This window comes from Orbaceae bacterium lpD01, assembly GCA_036251705.1.
Taxonomy (GTDB): Bacteria; Pseudomonadota; Gammaproteobacteria; order Enterobacterales; family Orbaceae; genus Utexia; species Utexia brackfieldae.
In genome coordinates this window covers 897676-916461 of record CP133959.1, presented here as the reverse complement: position 1 = coordinate 916461, position 18786 = coordinate 897676, and the positions used below count along the sequence as shown (strand labels likewise).

14 protein-coding genes are annotated in these 18786 nt (G+C 42.7%); 8 read left to right on the top strand and 6 right to left on the bottom strand.

Features of this window, described 5'->3' with window-relative positions; all coding sequences use genetic code 11:
• Nucleotides 1-114: 114 nt before the first annotated feature.
• The 5 genes from birA to RHO15_04095 form a co-directional block, all read right to left on the bottom strand.
• Nucleotides 115-1074 (bottom strand): bifunctional biotin--[acetyl-CoA-carboxylase] ligase/biotin operon repressor BirA, encoded by a 960-nt coding sequence (birA, locus tag RHO15_04115; GenBank protein ID WVD64705.1) that lies wholly within the window; start codon nt 1072-1074, stop codon nt 115-117.
• A gap of 9 nt (nt 1075-1083) precedes the next feature.
• Entirely contained in the window at nt 1084-2112 is a 1029-nt protein-coding gene (gene murB, locus RHO15_04110; protein ID WVD64704.1) for a UDP-N-acetylmuramate dehydrogenase, read from the bottom strand.
• A complete protein-coding gene (locus tag RHO15_04105; GenBank protein WVD64703.1) occupies nt 2109-4418 on the bottom strand; it encodes a Tex family protein in 2310 nt (769 codons plus the stop codon). The genes murB and RHO15_04105 overlap by 4 nt, the downstream gene beginning before the upstream one ends.
• Before the next feature lie 277 nt (nt 4419-4695).
• Nucleotides 4696-6132 carry a 6-phospho-beta-glucosidase gene (locus RHO15_04100; protein ID WVD64702.1) on the bottom strand — a complete coding sequence of 479 codons (1437 nt, stop codon included), beginning with the start codon at nt 6130-6132 and terminating at the stop codon, nt 4696-4698.
• An 18-nt stretch (nt 6133-6150) separates the two neighbouring features.
• Nucleotides 6151-8019, bottom strand: coding sequence for a glucose PTS transporter subunit IIA (locus RHO15_04095; GenBank protein WVD64701.1), 1869 nt, complete (start codon nt 8017-8019; stop codon nt 6151-6153).
• A gap of 183 nt (nt 8020-8202) precedes the next feature.
• Here RHO15_04095 and RHO15_04090 point away from each other — a divergent pair, with 183 nt between their 5' ends.
• The 8 genes from RHO15_04090 to RHO15_04055 all read left to right on the top strand — a co-directional run bounded on the left by RHO15_04090 (nt 8203) and on the right by RHO15_04055 (nt 17553).
• Nucleotides 8203-8907, top strand: coding sequence for a GntR family transcriptional regulator (locus RHO15_04090; GenBank protein ID WVD64700.1), 705 nt, complete (start codon nt 8203-8205; stop codon nt 8905-8907).
• A gap of 133 nt (nt 8908-9040) precedes the next feature.
• Nucleotides 9041-9520, top strand: coding sequence for a transcription elongation factor GreB (gene greB / locus RHO15_04085; GenBank protein ID WVD64968.1), 480 nt, complete (start codon nt 9041-9043; stop codon nt 9518-9520).
• A 183-nt stretch (nt 9521-9703) separates the two neighbouring features.
• The gene (gene gmk / locus RHO15_04080) at nt 9704-10342 is read left to right on the top strand and encodes a guanylate kinase (protein WVD64699.1); all 639 of its coding nucleotides are present in this window, start codon (nt 9704-9706) and stop codon (nt 10340-10342) included.
• 213 nt (nt 10343-10555) lie between these two features.
• Nucleotides 10556-10840: a DNA-directed RNA polymerase subunit omega gene (gene rpoZ / locus RHO15_04075; protein WVD64698.1), complete on the top strand. Its 285-nt coding sequence runs from the start codon at nt 10556-10558 to the stop codon at nt 10838-10840.
• A 22-nt stretch (nt 10841-10862) separates the two neighbouring features.
• A complete protein-coding gene (gene spoT / locus RHO15_04070) occupies nt 10863-12971 on the top strand; it encodes a bifunctional GTP diphosphokinase/guanosine-3',5'-bis pyrophosphate 3'-pyrophosphohydrolase (GenBank protein ID WVD64697.1) in 2109 nt (702 codons plus the stop codon).
• Nucleotides 12972-13121: 150 nt separating this feature from the next.
• The gene (recG, locus tag RHO15_04065) at nt 13122-15203 is read left to right on the top strand and encodes an ATP-dependent DNA helicase RecG (GenBank protein ID WVD64696.1); all 2082 of its coding nucleotides are present in this window, start codon (nt 13122-13124) and stop codon (nt 15201-15203) included.
• A 269-nt stretch (nt 15204-15472) separates the two neighbouring features.
• Nucleotides 15473-16729, top strand: a complete 1257-nt coding sequence (locus RHO15_04060; protein ID WVD64695.1) for a putative DNA modification/repair radical SAM protein — start codon at nt 15473-15475, stop codon at nt 16727-16729.
• 47 nt (nt 16730-16776) lie between these two features.
• Complete coding sequence (locus RHO15_04055; protein WVD64694.1) at nt 16777-17553, top strand: TIGR03915 family putative DNA repair protein; 777 nt, start codon at nt 16777-16779, stop codon at nt 17551-17553.
• A gap of 9 nt (nt 17554-17562) precedes the next feature.
• Here RHO15_04055 and RHO15_04050 read toward each other — a convergent pair whose 3' ends face one another.
• Nucleotides 17563-18777: a CinA family nicotinamide mononucleotide deamidase-related protein gene (locus RHO15_04050; protein ID WVD64693.1), complete on the bottom strand. Its 1215-nt coding sequence runs from the start codon at nt 18775-18777 to the stop codon at nt 17563-17565.
• Between the last annotated feature and the right edge of the window lie 9 nt (nt 18778-18786).

Genomic DNA, 18786 nt, shown 5'->3' with positions numbered 1-18786 from the left:
TATTCTAAAATAGACCCTATCACCGCGCGAATCAATAAAAAAGTGAAGATGGATGCCATCAATCACGTTTGGCTGTTTACCTTCGCTCAATTAGATCCGTCTGCGGCGGCAATCTTAATCCGCTATGCGTAGTGAGATTTCACCGCCAATAAAAGCCTTCAGTTCACCATGTTGTTCAAGTAATAAAGCACCTCGTTCATCAATACCACGCGCTATGCCATTAATCACTTGATCGCCAATCAGTAATTTGACCGGTCTATCCAAAAAGTTATCTAATCGTTGCCAATCGCGCATAAAATGCGCTAAACCGTTTTGTTCAAACTCAACCAGCATATCTTTCATGCTACACATCAACATGCCGACTAACTCATTACGGTTAATAACCCCTAAATTAGCCCACTGCTGATTAACCACCTGTTGATCAGGATAGTGCATAGCTAAATTAATGCCCGCACCGATCACAACATGCGCACTATCTCCGGTACGACCAATCATCTCAACTAAAATACCGGCTAATTTTTTATCGTCAAGATAGAGATCATTGGGCCATTTTACCCGTACGTTTTTCCCAGAAATAGCACTTAAGACTTTCGCGATAACAATACCGACAGCCAAACTGAGCCCCATTGCAGCGGCAGGACCTTGCTCAAAACGCCAGTACATCGATAGATAGAGATTGGCGCCAAAAGGTGAAAACCATTGACGACCACGACGTCCGCGACCATTTTCTTGATATTCAGCCACACACACTGCGCCAGAGTCGAGCTGATTAATTCTGTCGAGCAGATATTGATTCGTTGAATCAATCACCGGGATAAGCGAAAAGTTAGTTGAATTGATATCCGCACAATAGCGTTTAATTTTTTGTTCATTGAGCAGCTGTAGCGGATAGTCTAATTTATAGCCTTTGCTTTGTACTGATGATAGATTAATCCCCCAACTTCGGAGCGTTTTAATATGCTTGTTAATGCCGGCACGCGACATCCCCAATATGGCGCCCAGCTCTTCACCAGAATGAAACTCACCATCAGATAACATTTCAACTAATTTTAACGGTTGGCTTAAATCTTTCATAACCCTCTCTTAAGAGTCCTGTGCTAATAATTTAACGGCATCAATTTCACCGACTTTACCCATAAAACGAATTTCAGGCTCTAACCAAACCGAAAATTTTTCCGCCACACGGTTACGCACATAACGTGCTAATGTAACCACATCTTGCGCGCTTGCCTGATGATGGGTATTGACCAGCACTAAGGCTTGATCTTTATGCACGCAGGCACCACCAATTTGATAGCCCTTTAAACCACACTGGTCGATCAGCCAGCCAGCGGCTAACTTTATCTCGCCACTCGCTTGTGGATAATGGGGGATGTTTGGATAATTGGCGCGCATGGTTTCAAATACCGCCGTCGGGACCACCGGATTTTTAAAGAAACTGCCGCCATTGCCCATCACAGCAGGATCGGGTAATTTTTGTTGTCGAACGCGGCAAATATGAGTAAAAATCTCTTGTGCGGTTACCGTAGCGGGATTTAAATTTTTTAAATCACCATAGGCTAAAACCGGCTGCCACTGTTTAGCTAATGTCAGGCCGACATAAACAATCGCGTAACCTTCGCCATACTGATGTTTAAAAATGCTATCACGATAACCATACTGACCATCCAATACCGTGGTGATTTTACCCGTAGCCAGTTCAACCACTTCAACATAATCGGCAAACTTTTGAAACTCAACCCCATAGGCACCAATATTTTGAATCGGCGCCGAACCAACACAGCCAGGAATAAGCGCCAGATTTTCTAGTCCCTTAATCCCCTCAGAAATCGTTTTATCGACTAACTGATGCCAATTTTCACCTGCGCCTACGTGTAATAGTATATGGCTCTCTGTTTCACGGACAACGGTTCCCATGATCCGATTTAAGATCACCACACCATCAAAATCAGAGGTAAAAAGCGTATTGCTACCTTGTCCCAAAATCAGAACCGGCAAATTTTGTGCTTTCGCTCGCTGCCAGTACTGAAATAACTGAGCGACAGAGGTTGCCGTCTCTACCTGTTTAGCATAGACAGACAATCCAAAAGTATTCGGAATTAACGGTTTCATTTTTTAAACTTTCCTAATGCCGCGGCAAAAGCATTACCCATAGCGCTACTCGCTGCAGAGGCCGTATTCGCTGACGTATGGCTTTTCGTTTTACTTGTTTTCATGGTCGCTTTGGTCGCGCTATTTTGTGGCGCAGCTGGCTCCTCTAAACGCATAGTCAAAGCAATACGTTTGCGTGCGATATCGACCTCAACCACTTTAACTTTGACAATATCCCCGGCTTTGACGACCGAACGCGGATCTTCAACAAATTTATTTGAGAGCGAAGAGATATGCACTAAACCATCTTGATGTACCCCGATATCAACAAAGGCACCAAAATTAGTCACATTGGTGACAACCCCTTCCATCACCATACCAATGTTGAGGTCATTCATGGTTTCAATCCCTTCATTAAACTGCGCCGTTTTAAATTCAGGTCGCGGATCACGTGCCGGTTTATCGAGCTCTTTAATAATATCCGTCACCGTTGGCACGCCAAAATGTTCATCCGTATAATCAGCCGGTTTTAAGGTTTTCAGAAAAGCGGCATCGCCCATCAACATTTTTAAGGTTTTATCGGTGGCGGATAAAATACGTTCGACTACCGGATAAGCCTCAGGATGAACCGATGAAGCATCTAAGGGGTTATCACCAAGATTAATTCGTAAGAAACCCGCACACTGTTCAAAAGCCTTCGGGCCTAACCGGCTTACTTTAAGTAACTGCTCGCGATTGCTAAACTGGCCATGTTCATCACGCCACTGCACGATATTTTGAGCGATCATTTTGCTGAGTCCCGCAATACGAGTTAATAGCGCAACTGAGGCGGTATTTAAGTCAACACCAACGGCATTTACGCAGTCTTCAACCACCGCATCTAACCTTTTCGCCAGCTGAGTTTGACTGACATCATGTTGATACTGACCGACACCGATTGATTTCGGATCAATTTTTACCAGTTCAGCTAACGGATCTTGTAGGCGGCGCGCGATAGAAACTGCACCACGTAAAGAAACATCCAGATCAGGAAACTCATGCGCTGCTAGCTCTGATGCGGAATAAACTGATGCTCCCGCCTCACTCACAATCACTTTTTGACCTTTCACTTCAGGATATTTTTTCTGCACTTCAAGGTAAAAACGTTCGGTTTCACGTGATGCTGTACCATTCCCTATCGCCACTAAACCGACCTGATGTTTCAAGCATAACGCGGCCACCACCATAGCTGCTTTATCCGCTTGCCCGGTATGCGGATAAATCGTGTCGGTTGCCACCAGCTTACCCGTGGCATCAACTACCGCTAATTTGACCCCGGTACGCAAACCGGGGTCCATTCCCATCGTCACATGCATACCTGCTGGCGCAGCCATCAACATATCGTTTAAGTTGGCGGCAAACACATTAATCGCTTCGGCTTCGGCATTTTCACGTAAAGTCGACATCAACTCAGTTTCCATATACATCAAAATCTTAATGCGCCAGGTCCAGTTAATCACGGCCTTACGCCACTTATCAGCTGGCTGATCGGCAAGATTGACCTGCAGATGCTGAGTAATGATTTGTTCGCAATAGCTCTCTTTTGGCGGTTCATCATGATGCGGATCGGCATTGAGTGCTAGCTGTAAGATGCCTTCGTTTCGACCCCGAAACATCGCTAATGCGCGATGCGACGGCGTCTTGGCAATCGGTTCATGATGATCAAAATAATCTCTAAATTTAGCGCCATCTTCCTCTTTACCGGTGATCACTTGTGAGACTAAGTGCGCATTTTGCCATAGATAGTGACGCACTTTGGCTAGTAACGTGGCATCTTCAGCAAAGCGCTCCATTAAAATGTAACGCGCCCCATCGAGAGCACCTTTAGTATCGGCAACCCCTTTATCGGCAGACAAATATTGAACCGCTTCAACCTCAGGATCTAAGGTTGGATTCTGCCATAGACTATCTGCTAAGGATTCAAGGCCCGCTTCGATGGCAATCTGTCCCCGGGTTCTTCTTTTCGGTTTAAAAGGTAAGTAGAGATCTTCAAGTTCGGTCTTATTTAAGGTATCACTGATTTTAGCGGCTAATTCAGGCGATAATTTACCCTGTTCATCAATGGATTTAAGAATGGTTTGCCGACGATCTTCAAGTTCACGTAGATAACTGAGACGGCTATCGAGCTGACGTAACTGAGTATCATCCAGTCCGCCCGTCACCTCTTTACGATAACGTGCAATAAACGGTACCGTGCTGCCCTCATTTAATAAACTGATAACCGATAAGACCTGCTGAGGTCTAATCATTAATTCTGTTGCAATAATCTGGCTTATTTTATTATTCATGCTATTTCTGCTTAAAAATCGATGGGTTAAATAGTTTCAATACTGATGCTTAATCAGCATTATATAACAAGCACGCAAGAGTTGGCAGTTTATGCTGATTATTTTTGTGATGATCAGTCAATCAATCGCAAAGCGACTGAGCGGATATGTTTAAAATAAAGAACATCATACGAAGATAGCATAAAATAAAACAGCACGGCTATGAGACATAATCGTGCTGTAGCATATTATTGCGCTTTGATGCGATCAATCACGCAAACGAACCTATCGGGCTCAATTATTTAATATTTTTACCATCGGTTTTGATGACCTGTTGATACCAATCAAAAGAGACTTTCTTCGAGCGTTTCATTGAACCGTTGCCCTGATTATCACGGTCAACATAGATCACACCATAACGTTTTTTCATTTCACCAGTGGTGAATGAGACCACATCAATAATGCCCCAGGCCGTATAGCCCATGACGTCAACACCATCATAATCCATCGCCGTTAGCATCGCGCTGATATGCGAGGATAAATAGCTAATACGCGCCTGATCATCGATTTTACCGTTATCATCGATCTGATCGATGGCACCAAAACCATTTTCGACAATAAATAGAGGTAACTGATAGCGATCATACAGACGATTGAGCGTATAACGCAGACCAACCGGATCGATTGGCCAGCCCCAATCGCTTGATTTGATATAAGGATTATCCACCGCATTAGGTAGTGCACCATTAACCACATTACCGTCAGCTTTATTTTGTACACCGGCTTTAACCACCGTCGACATATAATAACTAAAACCAATATAGTCAACCGTACCCTGCTTCAGATCGCGTAAATCTTGCTCGGTGATATCTAACTGATAACCTTCACGCTCAAACTCTTTGAGGGCGTAAGTTGGATAATATCCGCGAACATGTACATCGGCGAAGAAGAAACGTTGATGCATCGCCAGTTCAGCCGTCATCATATCTTCTGGGTTACAGGAGAAAGGATAGATAGGTACATGAGAAACCATACAACCAATTTGGAAATCAGGATTGATTTTTTTACCCACAATGACCGCACGTGCGCTGGCTAATAATTCATAATGCGCCACTTGGTACAGGACCTCTTGTGGATTCTCACCAGGTTTTACCTGCACACCTGAGTTAGTCCAAAAGAAAATCGGATTCGTGGTATCCATCTGGTTGTTGATCTCATTAAACGTCATCCAGTATTTGACTTTATGTTTATAACGTTCAAAACAGGTTGCTGCAAACTTCTCAAAAAAATCAACGACTTTACGATTTCTAAAACCGCCATACTCTCTGGCTAAATGAAGCGGTATCTCAAAATGAGACAGGGTAATAACCGGTTCAATGCCATGAGCAATTAACTCATCAAAGACGTTATCATAAAATTGTAAGCCCGCTTCATTTGGCTCACTTTCATCACCTTTCGGATAGATTCGTGTCCAGGCAATCGATGTTCTCAGGCATTTTAAGCCTAGCTCAGCAAACAGTTTAATATCATCTTTATAGTGATGATAAAAATCGATCGCGGTATGATTTGGATAGAATTGATCACTTTCAATGGTATCAGTAATCTTTCGAGCAACGCCGTGCGCCCCCGCAGTCATCACGTCAACAACGCTAGGACCTTTACCACCTTCATCCCAACCGCCTTCAAACTGGTGAGCGGCAAGCGCCCCTCCCCATAAAAATGGTTTCTTTTGCATCATCAATATCCTTTTATTTTACTGTTTTACAACTAATATGGTTGAGTCGACATTGACCGAGATATTCTCTTTCGGCTCGACCACCTGGTAATCATGGGTATTAGTTACAATCACTGGCGTAATGAGTGGACATCCGGCTGCTTTAATGCCTTCAGCATCAAAAGTCATTAATTTATCGCCCTGTTTGACTTTTTGATTTAAGGTGACGTGATAACTAAACAGCGGCTCTTGAATACTCACAGTATCAATACCAACATGAATTAACAGCTCAACACCCTCATTTGAAACCAGACCAATCGCATGTTTAGACTGTTCGAATAAGACTTTAACTTCACCATCAAACGGTGCATAAACGTGATTTTCTGACGGGATAATGGCCACTCCTTCACCCATTAATTTCTCAGCAAATGCTGGATCGGGTACTTCTGTGAGTGAAATAGCCTGACCCACCATTGGGCTCTTAATATCAACGCTTTCAAAGACAATACTGGCTTGGTCAGCTTCTGCAACGCTATCCTGTTTTTTCTCACCGGTACCAAATAGCTGCATTAAGATAATTGGACCAACAAAACCGATTAAACAACCAATCGAAATACCAATAATAGACTCTGGGAACTCAGGACTGATCGCATTAACAATCGTTAACGGTCCTGGCAATCCAGCATAAGCGAAATAGTAAGGTGTGAAAAACCCTGAAATAATCCCACCGACCATGCCACTGATACAGCCATAAATAAACGGTTTTTTGAATCTTAAGTTCACACCATAAATCGCAGGTTCAGTGATACCAAAAATACCGGTAATAAAGGCTGATAATGAGATACCTTTCATCTCACGATTTTTCGATTTTAAGTAAAAACCAAACGCCGCACCAACCTGACCGACAACAGCGATGGTCTGGAAAGCCTGGAATGAATCATGTCCATGCATTTCGAAATTAGCCATAACAACTGGCGTAATCCCCCAATGGACACCAAAAATTACAAAGATTTCCCACACGGCACCAATCAAACCACCCGCTAGCGCTGGGGCTAAATTCACCAGTCCATTATAGCTATTGGCGATAAAGTTTGCACTACCTGCAGTAATTGGACCAATTAACGCAATGGTGAATGGAATCATGACCAGCATACAGAGTAACGGCACAAATAATGGCCTTAATACATTCGGTAATTTTGCCTCTAAAAAACGTTCCAAATAGGATAATATCCAGACTAAGAACAACGGCGGCAATACACTCGATGTATATAAGGTTTCTGATAAAGGAATCCCGATAAAATCAACGCTACCACCAGTTTTGATAAAGTTAGCAATGTCAGCCCAACCAGGTGATACCAATGCGGCGCAGCAGGCGATGGCAATATAGACATTACATTTAAAATGTTTAGAAGCCGTGACCGCGATAAAAACCGGTAAGAAGACGAAGGGAGACCAGGAAATAAAGCTAAAAACCTGATAAGTACCGGTATCACCAAATGATGGCGCAAACAATTTAATCAGGATCAACATCCCCTGAATAATCCCGGCTGCGGCTAAAATATAAACAAATGGCGCAAAAACAGCTGACATTGTCGCAATCACGCGATTGAGTATTGACTCTTTTTTACCGCTCTCTTGGAGTTTATCTACATTAACTAATTGGATAAAAGCATCATAGACTTTATCGACATTCGTACCAATAACGATCTGTAACTGGCCACCCTTTTCAACCACGGTAATGACACCAGGTAACTCACTGATTTTATCTTTAGCTTCTGCAGGCTCATTCTGTACGTTTAAACGTAAACGCGTAGCACAGCGAGAAACATTAATAATGTTATTCTCGCCGCCGAGCTCCTGAATAATTTGACTGGCTAACTTGCCATAATCTCTAACTTTAGTTGACATAAATCTATCCTCTGCTTGGATTGTCGGGCTATAGTACAGGTGAAAAGGTAAATTAGTAATGCACAATTTTATTGTTTGTGATCAAACTCAAAGTTTTTAATCACGTCTGGTTTATAAATAAGCCAATACCCGCTAAAATAAAGCGGTTTTATCCAATATAAATAGCAAAAATAAGAGAACCCGATGTTAAAATATGATGATGTCGCTGAAAAAATCGAACATTACATTCACCAAAATCAGCTCAGCGCAGGTACACAACTTAAAAATATCGACGCATTGATTCATCAATATCAGGTCAGTCGCAGTACTATCATCAAAGCACTGAATAAGCTCGAACGAAAAGGGACGATTTATCAGACTCAGGGTAGCGGTATTTTTGTCAGACAACCGAAAAAATCAGACTACTTCAGTTTTATCGAAAGTCATGGATTTACGCGCGATTTGAATAATATGCCCAGTACGACCAAAATTTTACAGCTCGATATTATCAAGCCGGATAGTCAGCTATGCCAAGAGTTACAGTGCGATCCTAGCGAGGACATCTATTTTATTAAACGCTTACGCTATGTCGATAATCAAATACACTGCGTTGAGCAATCCTACTACCGTAAGAAAATGATTCCCTATATCAATACAGAAATCGCCAGCGGGTCAATCTTTACCTATATCAAAGAAGTGTTTAATATCAACATCGGTTTTTCTGATAAATATTTTGAAGTAAATGTACTGAATGAAGAGCTCGCTGAGTATCTCTCGCTACCGGTCAACTCTCCCGCTTTATTCGTGAATGAGACCTTTTATACCACTGCTGGCGATATCTTTGACTTTTCGAAAATTTGTTATCATTTTGAGAATACGCAATTCTTTCTACAAAGTAATACCAAATGATCAACCTGTCGTCAGCCGATGCTAGTCGTAAGATTTATAGCTGGGTCTGCAGCCAAGGGGTTTTATTATTATTTCCTCCCGATATAATAATATCTCTTAAATATTAACAATGACGGCGAAATCAAATACCGAGATGGCTAAAAGCAACTATATCACCAGAGCAGGTTATCAAGCGCTTGATCAAGAGTTAAAATATCTTTGGAAAGAGGAGCGACCTCGCGTCACCCAAGCAGTTTCAGAAGCTGCGGCAATGGGCGATCGTAGTGAAAATGCCGAATATATTTATGGTAAACGTCGTCTGCGTGAAATTGATCGCCGGGTGCGTTTTTTAACCAAAAGATTAGCGGCATTAACCATCGTTGATCCTAGTCCACAACAAGTGGGCAAAGTGTTTTTTGGCGCTTGGGTTAAAGTTGAGGATGATAACGGTCAGGAATATATTTATCGCTTAGTCGGCCCGGATGAGTTTGATCCGAGTAAAAAATGGATATCCATCGATAGTCCGGTCGCCCGAGCTTTAATCGGCAAGAGAATCGATGATGAAATTCACGTAATGACGCCGAATGGTGAGGTGACTTACTATATTTTGGATATCCGTTATACGCCATTTTAAGCTAACATTATTTAGCTATTCATCGCATTAAAGCACCAAAATCGTCATGATTATCAATTGGCTTGCGCGGCGACTGATGATATCATGAGCCGCAATCATGAAACTGGTTTAATCTTCTAAAGTGATAACGCAGAAGTGAACCAGCAAAATTCCTCTTTTCATATTGTGAACCGAAAATAACCTATGCAAGAAAAATTATATAGCGCAACCTTATTTATTATCTCAGCACCGAGTGGCGCAGGTAAATCGAGTTTAATTAATGCCTATTTAAATACTCAGACAACCCGAAAAACCAAAGTCTCTATCTCACACACAACGCGCGATAGCCGTCCTGGCGAGCAAGATGGTCAACATTATCATTTCGTCGATAAAACCACGTTTGAGCAGATGATTGCACAACAGGCTTTTATTGAATATGCCAAAGTATACGACAATTACTATGGCACTTCTCGCCAAGCCATTGAAGGCTGCCTTGAACAAAATATTGATGTTTTCTTAGATATTGACTGGCAAGGTGCACAACAAGTGAGACAAGCCATGCCGGATGCCAAAAGTATTTTTATTCTGCCTCCTTCGTTAACCGAACTGGAAAATCGTTTAATTAAACGCGGTCAGGATAGTGAGGAAATCATCAAAAAACGGATGCTCAAAGCGCAATCAGAGATATCACACTATGCGGAATATGATTATCTGATCATTAATGATGATTTTAATCACTCTTTAACCCAATTACAGATGATTACCCAAGTAGAAAAACTGAAAACCGATAAACAATCTCTCATCAATCAAAAACTGATCGCTGAATTAATGCTACGATTTTAATAAGCGGATAGACTAAATTTGAAAAATAAACAGTGCCTATAAGCAGCTGACTTATATCAGATTTTCACCACTTAATGGCGGTTTTTTTTTGACTAAAAGAGTGGTTGGCATAAGTTTATTATAGACAATAACCTGATAAATTAAGTAAAATAATCAGATCATCTGAAAATATGTATCATTTTGATACAATTGTAATTTAAATTGAGGTAAATAATGGCTCGCGTAACAGTGCAAGATGCAGTAGATGCAATTGGTAATCGTTTTGACTTAGTATTAGTTGCCACCCGACGAGCTCGCCAAATTCAGACTGGCAATAAGGCGCCGTTGGTTCCTGAAGAAAACGATAAACCAACCGTTATTGCATTAAGAGAGATTGAAGAAGGCTTAATTAATAAAAATATTCTTGATGCCACTGATTTCCGTGAACGTCAGGAAAGTGAAGTAGATACGCGGGCCGCCATGCACGAAATGGTACTTTTTGACAACGCAACGCTCTAATCTTCAACAAGGTCTGACTAACATGCAAATTTTTGAACCCCTCAAGCATCTTATTCAGGCCTATCTTCCAGAAAAACAGATTGAAATTATTCAAGATGCCTATACTTTTGCCAGTCAAGCGCATGAAGGGCAGTTCCGATCTAGCGGTGAACCCTATATTACCCATCCAGTCTCTGTAGGCTGTATCTTAGCGGAAATGCGTCTGGACTCAGAGACCATTGCTGCCGCACTACTCCATGATGTTATTGAAGATACTTCAGTGACGTATGAAGACATCACTAAACGTTATGGCCACCATATTGCTGAATTAGTTGAAGGCGTTTCAAAACTCGATAAACTTAAATTTCGTACCCGCCAGGAAGCACAGGCAGAAAACTTCCGTAAAATGGTCATGGCAATGGTCCAAGATGTCCGGGTCATTTTAATCAAACTGGCCGATCGCACCCATAATATGCGAACACTCGGAGCCCTAAGGCCGGAAAAACGACGTCGAATTGCTAAAGAAACCCTAGAAATCTATGCACCGCTAGCCTATCGGTTAGGCATTCATAATCTTAAAACTGAACTTGAAGAGCTCGGTTTCTCTGCCCTGTATCCAAACCGCGCCAATGTGATTAGAAAAGTCATCAATGCCGCTCGTGGTACCCGTAAAGAGATGATCCAAAAAATCCTGTCGGAAATTCAAGGTCGTCTGAACGAGGCGAAAATCAGCGGTGAAGTCGAAGGTTATGAAAAAAATATCTATAATATCTACTTAAAAATGCAGCTTAAAGAACAAAAATTCCACTCTATTATGGATATTTTTGATTTTCGCATTATCGTTAAAGATGTTGATGCCTGTTATCGCGTCTTAGGCTTAATGCACAATCTTTACAAGCCGAGAATTAGCCGTTTCCGAGACTATATCGCCATTCCTAAAGCCAACGGCTATCAATCATTACATACCTCGATGATTGGTCCACGTGGCGTACCGGTTGAAGTACAAATTCGTACCGAAGATATGAATCAAATGGCTGAAATGGGCATCGCTGCACATTGGGTTTATAGTGAAAAAGATGAGCTCAACAACACCACCGCACAAATCAAAGCGCAGCGCTGGATGCAAAATTTGCTGGAATTACAGCAAAGTGTCGGTAGTTCATTCGAATTTATTGAAAATGTTAAATCGGACCTATTTCCGAAAGAGATCTATGTCTTTACGCCTAAAGGGCGCATTGTCGAATTACCGGAAGGTGCAACGGCGGTTGATTTTGCCTATGCCGTGCATACCGATATCGGTCATCACTGCGTTGGCGCGATTGTTGATCGTAACGCCTATTCATTATACAAGCCACTTGATAGTGGACAAACCGTCGAAATCATCACCGATAAAGAGAGTTTACCTAACGCCGCTTGGCTTAATTTCGTGGTGAGTTCTAAAGCCCGTTCTCGTATTCGTCAGGCATTAAAAAATCTCAAACGAGAAGAGGCTATCTCACTCGGTCGACGTTTACTCAATCGTGCACTCTCGATTGAAGGAGGAATTGATAAGATTCCGGCAATTAATCTGCAACGCTCGCTTGAATTTATGAAATTAGAGACACTCGATGATCTGCTTGCAGAGATTGGTTCAGGCAATATTATGAGTGGTTTTGTGGCCAGAGGACTGGAAAATAGTGATATCGTTGATCTGATTTCCGGGGAACGTCGCAAACTGGCATTAAAAGATACCGGTAATAATATTATTCACTTTGCTAAATGTTGCCATCCTATTCCAAATGACGCCATTATTGGTTATGTGAGTCCAGAAAAAGGTCTTACCATTCATCATGAAGCATGCCGAAATATTTCTGACTATCGTAATGAGCCAGAAAAGTATATTTCCTTTGAGTGGACAACAGAACCACATCAAAAATTTACCGCAGAACTTCGCATTGAGATAAAAAATAATCAAGGTGCACTCGCCAGCATTATCTCCATCATCAATGATCATCATGCCAATGTTCAAGGCTTAAGTACCGATGAGAAAGAGGATCGTCATCATGCGATCTGTATCTTGATTGAAGTCAATAACACCGGTCAGCTTAACGAGATTATGGATCGGATCAGTACATTACCTGATGTAGTGAGTGCCTCGCGTAATATTAATTAATCACACAACCACAGCTCGCGCATTTTCGACTAATAAGGTTGAGTAAAAGTATCGTGTATTGATAAGTTCTACGATAAAATAAAGGCAAATCGCGGTCATCTGCCGCACGTTAACTTTAACTTCTGCGTTACCGGTATTGAGCTTCCAATCATGAATTCACGACTGTTTAATCATATTCCTATAAAAAACCTCTCTGGTGTTGGTCCGGCATTAGAACAGAAACTTCATAAACTGGGCCTCAATACCATCCAAGATCTCCTACTACATTTTCCATTTCGTTATGAAAATCGTGCACTCACCAGTAAAATCGCGGATGTAAAAGTGGGTCAGCATATCTCCATTGAAGGGGAAATTGTCCAAAAACAGATTATTGCTGGCCGTCGTAAAATGCTTGTCTGTACCCTTTCTGACGGTACTGGATTGGCCAATTTACGCTTTATGTACTTTAATGTTGGTATCCAAAATAGTCTACGCCAAGGTGAATGGGTCCGAGCTTATGGTGAAATCAAGCAAGGCAAACGCGGTGTTGAGATCATCCATCCGCAATATCAGCTTATTCGTCATCAAGCCAGTCTACAGACCGATGACGGTCAACTGACGCCGGTTTATCCAACCACCGAAGGCATGACGCAAACCGTACTGCGTAAACTGATTACCCAAGCACTTTTACTACTCAAGCGTAATCAGCCTGAAGAGATCTTACCGACGAATTTAATGCAAGCCATGCCAGATATTGTCACTGCCTTATCCACCATTCATCAGCCGCCGGTTGATATTGATCCGGCACTAATCGATAGCGGCGAGCACCCGGCGCAAAAACGGCTAATCTTTGAAGAGCTACTAGCCTACCAACTGAGCATGCAACTGACCAAAAATTACAATCAAGATCAGCAAGCTTATCCGCTCATTGCCAGTCAGAAGCTGATTAGCCCTTTTTTGGCTCAGCTCCCCTTCTCCTTAACCGATGCCCAAAAGCGTGTAACAGAAGAGATTGAACAAGATCTAAAGTATCCCGTTCCGATGATGCGATTAGTGCAAGGCGATGTCGGTTCCGGCAAAACCATGGTTGCGGCAATGGCAGCATTAATGGCCATCGAAAATGGTAAACAGGTTGTCTTGATGGCGCCGACCGAGATTCTGGCTGAACAACACTATCTCAACTTCAAAAAATGGTTTGAACCGTTGAATATTACGCTTGATTGGGTCTCCGGTCGTTTACAAGGTAAAGCGAAACAAGCACAATTTGATGCAATTACCCGGGGTGAGATCACCATGATCATTGGTACGCACGCCATCTTTTATGATAAAGCCCAATTTGCCGATCTGGCTTTGGTGATTATTGATGAGCAGCATCGCTTCGGTGTTAACCAGCGATTAAGTCTTTGGCAAAAAGGGGTCAAAAATGAGCGCTGCCCACATCAATTAATTATGACAGCCACCCCAATTCCACGAACGTTAGCGATGACGATATATGCCGATTTGGCTATCTCCATCATTGATGAACTGCCGCCGGGCCGCACACCGATTACTACCGTGGTGATTGCCAATACCCGTCGCTTGGAGATTATTGAGCGAGTGAAACAAGCTTGTAAACATGGCAGTCAGGTCTATTGGGTTTGTACACTGGTCGAGGAGTCGGAAACCCTCGACGCACAAGCGGCTGAAAATTTAGCCCAAGAGCTGCAAGCCTATCTGGCCCCAATCAACGTAGGTCTGATTCATGGCAGAATGAAACCCGCCGAAAAACAGCAGATCATGCAATCTTTTAAGGATAATCAGATTCAATTGTTAGTCGCAACCACGGTGATTGAAGTAGGGGTTGATGTCTCCAATGCCAGCTTAATGATCATTGAAAATGCCGAACGTCTTGGTTTATCCCAATTACATCAGTTACGTGGCCGAGTGGGACGAGGCAGTGCCGTCTCACATTGCGTCCTGCTCTATCAAGCACCGCTCTCTAAAACGGCGCAATCACGATTACAGGTCATGCGCGATAGCAATGATGGATTTGTCATCGCCCAAAAAGATATGGAGATTCGCGGTATTGGCGAAATACTGGGCACCAAACAGATTGGTACCGCTGATTTTAAAGTTGTCGATCTGGTGCGAGATCAGCATCTAATTGGCCAGATTCAGCGGGTCTCTCACTATCTACTCGATCATCATCCGCAAAGTGCTCGCCAGTTAGTGGATTGCTGGTTACCCGATAGAGAAAAATATATCAATGCCTAAGAGAAGACACGGTGACGTTGTAAACTACCATCTACAAAGTTACCGTGCTTCATTGAGACAATACCGATAGTCTAAGCCAGCAAAAATGCTCACAATTCATCATTCATCATTGATCATTCATCAATATATTATCGCTTCATCATCATATCCAACGGTTCTTCGTGAATTGATTACACCTAGTCCCATGATTTAAAGTCATTTTTAATCAATGACAAGTTACCTTATTTGCATTATACTGTATAAATAAACAGTTAACATTGGGAAATTCTATGCGAAAAGAGATCATAGATAAACTTGTCATTCTGGCTGAGTCAGCTAAGTATGATATCTCTTGTGCATCAAGCGGCACCACACGTAACAATACCTCACAAGGTATTGGTAATGCCAATGGTTGGGGAATTTGTCATAGCTATACGGAAGATGGCCGATGTGTGGCGCTACTAAAGATTATGCTGACCAACTTTTGCCTATATGATTGTGCTTACTGTATTAATCGCCGTAGTAATGATATTCCGCGTGCCGCTTTTTCACCTAAAGAGCTGGCGAATTTAACGATTGAATTTTATCGACGAAACTATATTGAAGGCCTGTTTTTAAGTTCCGGCATTATCAAAAATCCTGATCATACCATGGAAAGAATGATTAATGTCGTTAAATTACTCCGTACCGAGCATCAATATAATGGCTATATTCATATGAAAACGATTCCGGGCGCGAGCAAAGAGCTCACCTATCAGGCTGGTCTCTATGCGGATAGACTGAGTATCAATCTTGAAATCCCAACTGAACAGAACCTGAAGCTGCTTGCGCCAGAAAAAGATCATCAAAGTATTTATAAGCCGATGCATCATATTCAACAATATACGCTGGAAAGCAAAGAAGATCGCAAAAAGCATCGCAATGCTCCCCGCTTTGCACCGGCTGGTCAAAGTACCCAAATTATTATTGGTGCCACTAATGAAACCGATAAAGATATTTTGAATTTAACCTCAGTGCTTTATCAAAGGCCGACCATGAAACGCGTCTACTACTCCGGTTTTATTCCGGTCAATGAGTACGACAAACGCCTCCCTGTCGTCAAAGATGTGCCCAAGTTACGCGAAAACAGACTTTATCAGGCTGACTGGTTACTGCGTTTCTATCAATTTAACGTCAATGAAATTGTGAATGATCTTCATCCGGAATTAGAACTCGATATTGATCCTAAACTATCCTGGGCGCTTCGCCATCCGGAATACTTTCCGGTCGACGTGAATCGAGCCAGTTATGAACAGATATTGCGCGTACCTGGCATCGGCATTAAATCCGCACGGATGATTGTCAGTGCCCGTCAGCATGGCGCACTCACCCTAAATGCCTTGAAACGGATTGGGGTCGTACTGAAACGGGCACAATATTTTATTCACTGTCGGGATAAGTCAATGCTGACGATTCATGAGGCCAAACCAGAAAATGTGCGTTTAGCGTTGATCGCACCAACCCCAATCCCCCGTGGCCAACCTGAGCAACTCTCGATTGGTTTTTAATCTTAACCGATAACCGGTTAAATGCAGCTTACAACATTAAGATAGTGATGAATATTTTTTACTTCGATAATACTTTTCAGGGCCTGCTTTGTGCCGTGTTTGATGCTTATAAACTCAAATCATTTCCGGATGCATTACTCTGTCAGGGTGAAATTGAACCGCTACTCACTGAGCAGACTCATCAAGTCGATACGGTCAATAGTAAATATGAACGAGTGAGTCAGGCACTACAGAAAAAGCTCTCTAAATTTGCCCTGAATCAGCTGAGCTATGTTTGGTTGGCGCAAACACCGGAAAGCCGCATGCTAATTTTCCGTTATATCCGTAAAGTCTTCGATTCACCAAGAAATATTGAACAGCACTTTGCTGATCCGGATATTTTAGCCGTTAAACAGCTCGCGAAAAAAGTGAGCCACGAACGCCATTATGTCTTGATGTTTGTGCGTTTTAACAAAACCGCTGATGATATCTACTTTTCCCCCATCGCACCAAGATACAATGTATTACCGCTGGTTTGTGGTCATTTTAAGGATCGCTTTGCCGATCAAAAATGGGCTATTTATGATGAACAGCGTGGCTACGGCTATTTTTTTGATGGTAAGCAGATCATGGACATCACACTCGATGACGCCAGTGACTTTTTAGTGAATGGTCGTTTAAATCAGCAATATATGGCGGAAGGGGAAGAGAAATTTATGCAAATGTGGCGTAACTATTTCAAAGCATTAACCATCAAAGAACGAATAAATCCTAAGTTGCAAAAACAATTTATGCCCAAACGTTTCTGGAAACATCTACCGGAAACCTGGCAGGATGAGGCCTAGAATATCAGATTAAATGGGTTCAACTGTGAGCCAAATATTAGGCGCTACCATAGGCAAACCAAGCAGATGGCGTCTGAGTAAATCTAAAGCCACCGTTAAGAACGTCTCTTGTAAAATGGGTTTGGCATATTGCCGACTGGTATAGGTCATGCGAAAGCGGGCGGTCTGCCACTGAGACTGAGACTGAGAAAGTAAGACAATCTCAAAAAAGTGCTCATCCGGCTGATAATCGCCGATAGCTAAAACGATATCAGCCTGAGTTTCAGCTTGCTGCTGCGCCGCGAGTTGCCGTAAATCATGCACCTGTCCCTGACAGACTGTTGATTTTACCAGCGGGGCATCGGCCTGATAGAGCTGATAGCTTAATAAGCCGGCGGTATACTGTTCGATGACCGTCAGATGCAAGTTTTTTTGCCCCAACAATGTCGCGATAAGTGCCGGTAAACCGATAGTACCATGAAAAATAGTACTGTCATTAACCTGCTGCTGGATCTGCTGCCAAATGTTGTCCATGGCCGGTTGACAGTGAGCCGGTCCCGTCAGTTTGAGTTCAACTATCGGCATAGCTGCGCGATAACCTAATGAGACCGCTTCAGGCAGGACTAGATTACGCTCCAATTCGCTGGCTAGTTCGCTTTCTGAGCGACCCAGTATGGTTAACCGATAACATAACATCGGCTCCGTCTCAGGATATAATTGACGTATACGCGGCAAAATTTCATCTTTTATCATGACTTTAAATTCTGACGGCACACCTGGCGTAAAAAATAACCAGCAACCATTCATTTGCAGCGAAAAGCCACAAGCGGTACCCACCGGATTACTAATCATCTCCGCACCTTTGGGCAACATCGCCTGCTTCTCATTTGCTGGTGACATTTCACGACCGCTGGCAGCATAATAACGCTGCATCTGCCTAAGCCACGGCTCATTCAGCACTAATGTTTCACCGCAAGCGATGGCCGCGGCTAGTGCACTTAAATCGTCCTGTGTTGGTCCAAGCCCACCATTGACAATTAAGATATCATTCTCTTGACTACGCGCCTGCAACATGGCAATAAGTTGCTGTAGATTATCACCAGCCGTGGTACGTGCCGTCATAGCAAAGCCCTGTTGGAACAAAAAGTCGGATAACCAAGCGGCATTGGTATCAATAATTTGCCCATAGAGAACCTCAACACCGGTACTGAGCATCTCTATGTTGATCTTATTTAACTGTGCCATGGTGCGTTC

Coding starts and splice junctions, on each gene's coding strand:
- RHO15_04090 (WVD64700.1), top strand. CDS start 8,203: ATGTTAAAATATGATGATGTCGCTGAAAAAATCGAACATTACATTCAC.
- rpoZ (WVD64698.1), top strand. CDS start 10,556: ATGGCTCGCGTAACAGTGCAAGATGCAGTAGATGCAATTGGTAATCGT.
- birA (WVD64705.1), bottom strand. CDS start 1,074: ATGAAAGATTTAAGCCAACCGTTAAAATTAGTTGAAATGTTATCTGAT.
- RHO15_04055 (WVD64694.1), top strand. CDS start 16,777: ATGAATATTTTTTACTTCGATAATACTTTTCAGGGCCTGCTTTGTGCC.
- RHO15_04050 (WVD64693.1), bottom strand. CDS start 18,777: ATGGCACAGTTAAATAAGATCAACATAGAGATGCTCAGTACCGGTGTT.
- RHO15_04100 (WVD64702.1), bottom strand. CDS start 6,132: ATGCAAAAGAAACCATTTTTATGGGGAGGGGCGCTTGCCGCTCACCAG.
- RHO15_04095 (WVD64701.1), bottom strand. CDS start 8,019: ATGTCAACTAAAGTTAGAGATTATGGCAAGTTAGCCAGTCAAATTATT.
- greB (WVD64968.1), top strand. CDS start 9,041: ATGGCTAAAAGCAACTATATCACCAGAGCAGGTTATCAAGCGCTTGAT.
- RHO15_04105 (WVD64703.1), bottom strand. CDS start 4,418: ATGAATAATAAAATAAGCCAGATTATTGCAACAGAATTAATGATTAGA.
- recG (WVD64696.1), top strand. CDS start 13,122: ATGAATTCACGACTGTTTAATCATATTCCTATAAAAAACCTCTCTGGT.
- murB (WVD64704.1), bottom strand. CDS start 2,112: ATGAAACCGTTAATTCCGAATACTTTTGGATTGTCTGTCTATGCTAAA.
- gmk (WVD64699.1), top strand. CDS start 9,704: ATGCAAGAAAAATTATATAGCGCAACCTTATTTATTATCTCAGCACCG.
- spoT (WVD64697.1), top strand. CDS start 10,863: ATGCAAATTTTTGAACCCCTCAAGCATCTTATTCAGGCCTATCTTCCA.
- RHO15_04060 (WVD64695.1), top strand. CDS start 15,473: ATGCGAAAAGAGATCATAGATAAACTTGTCATTCTGGCTGAGTCAGCT.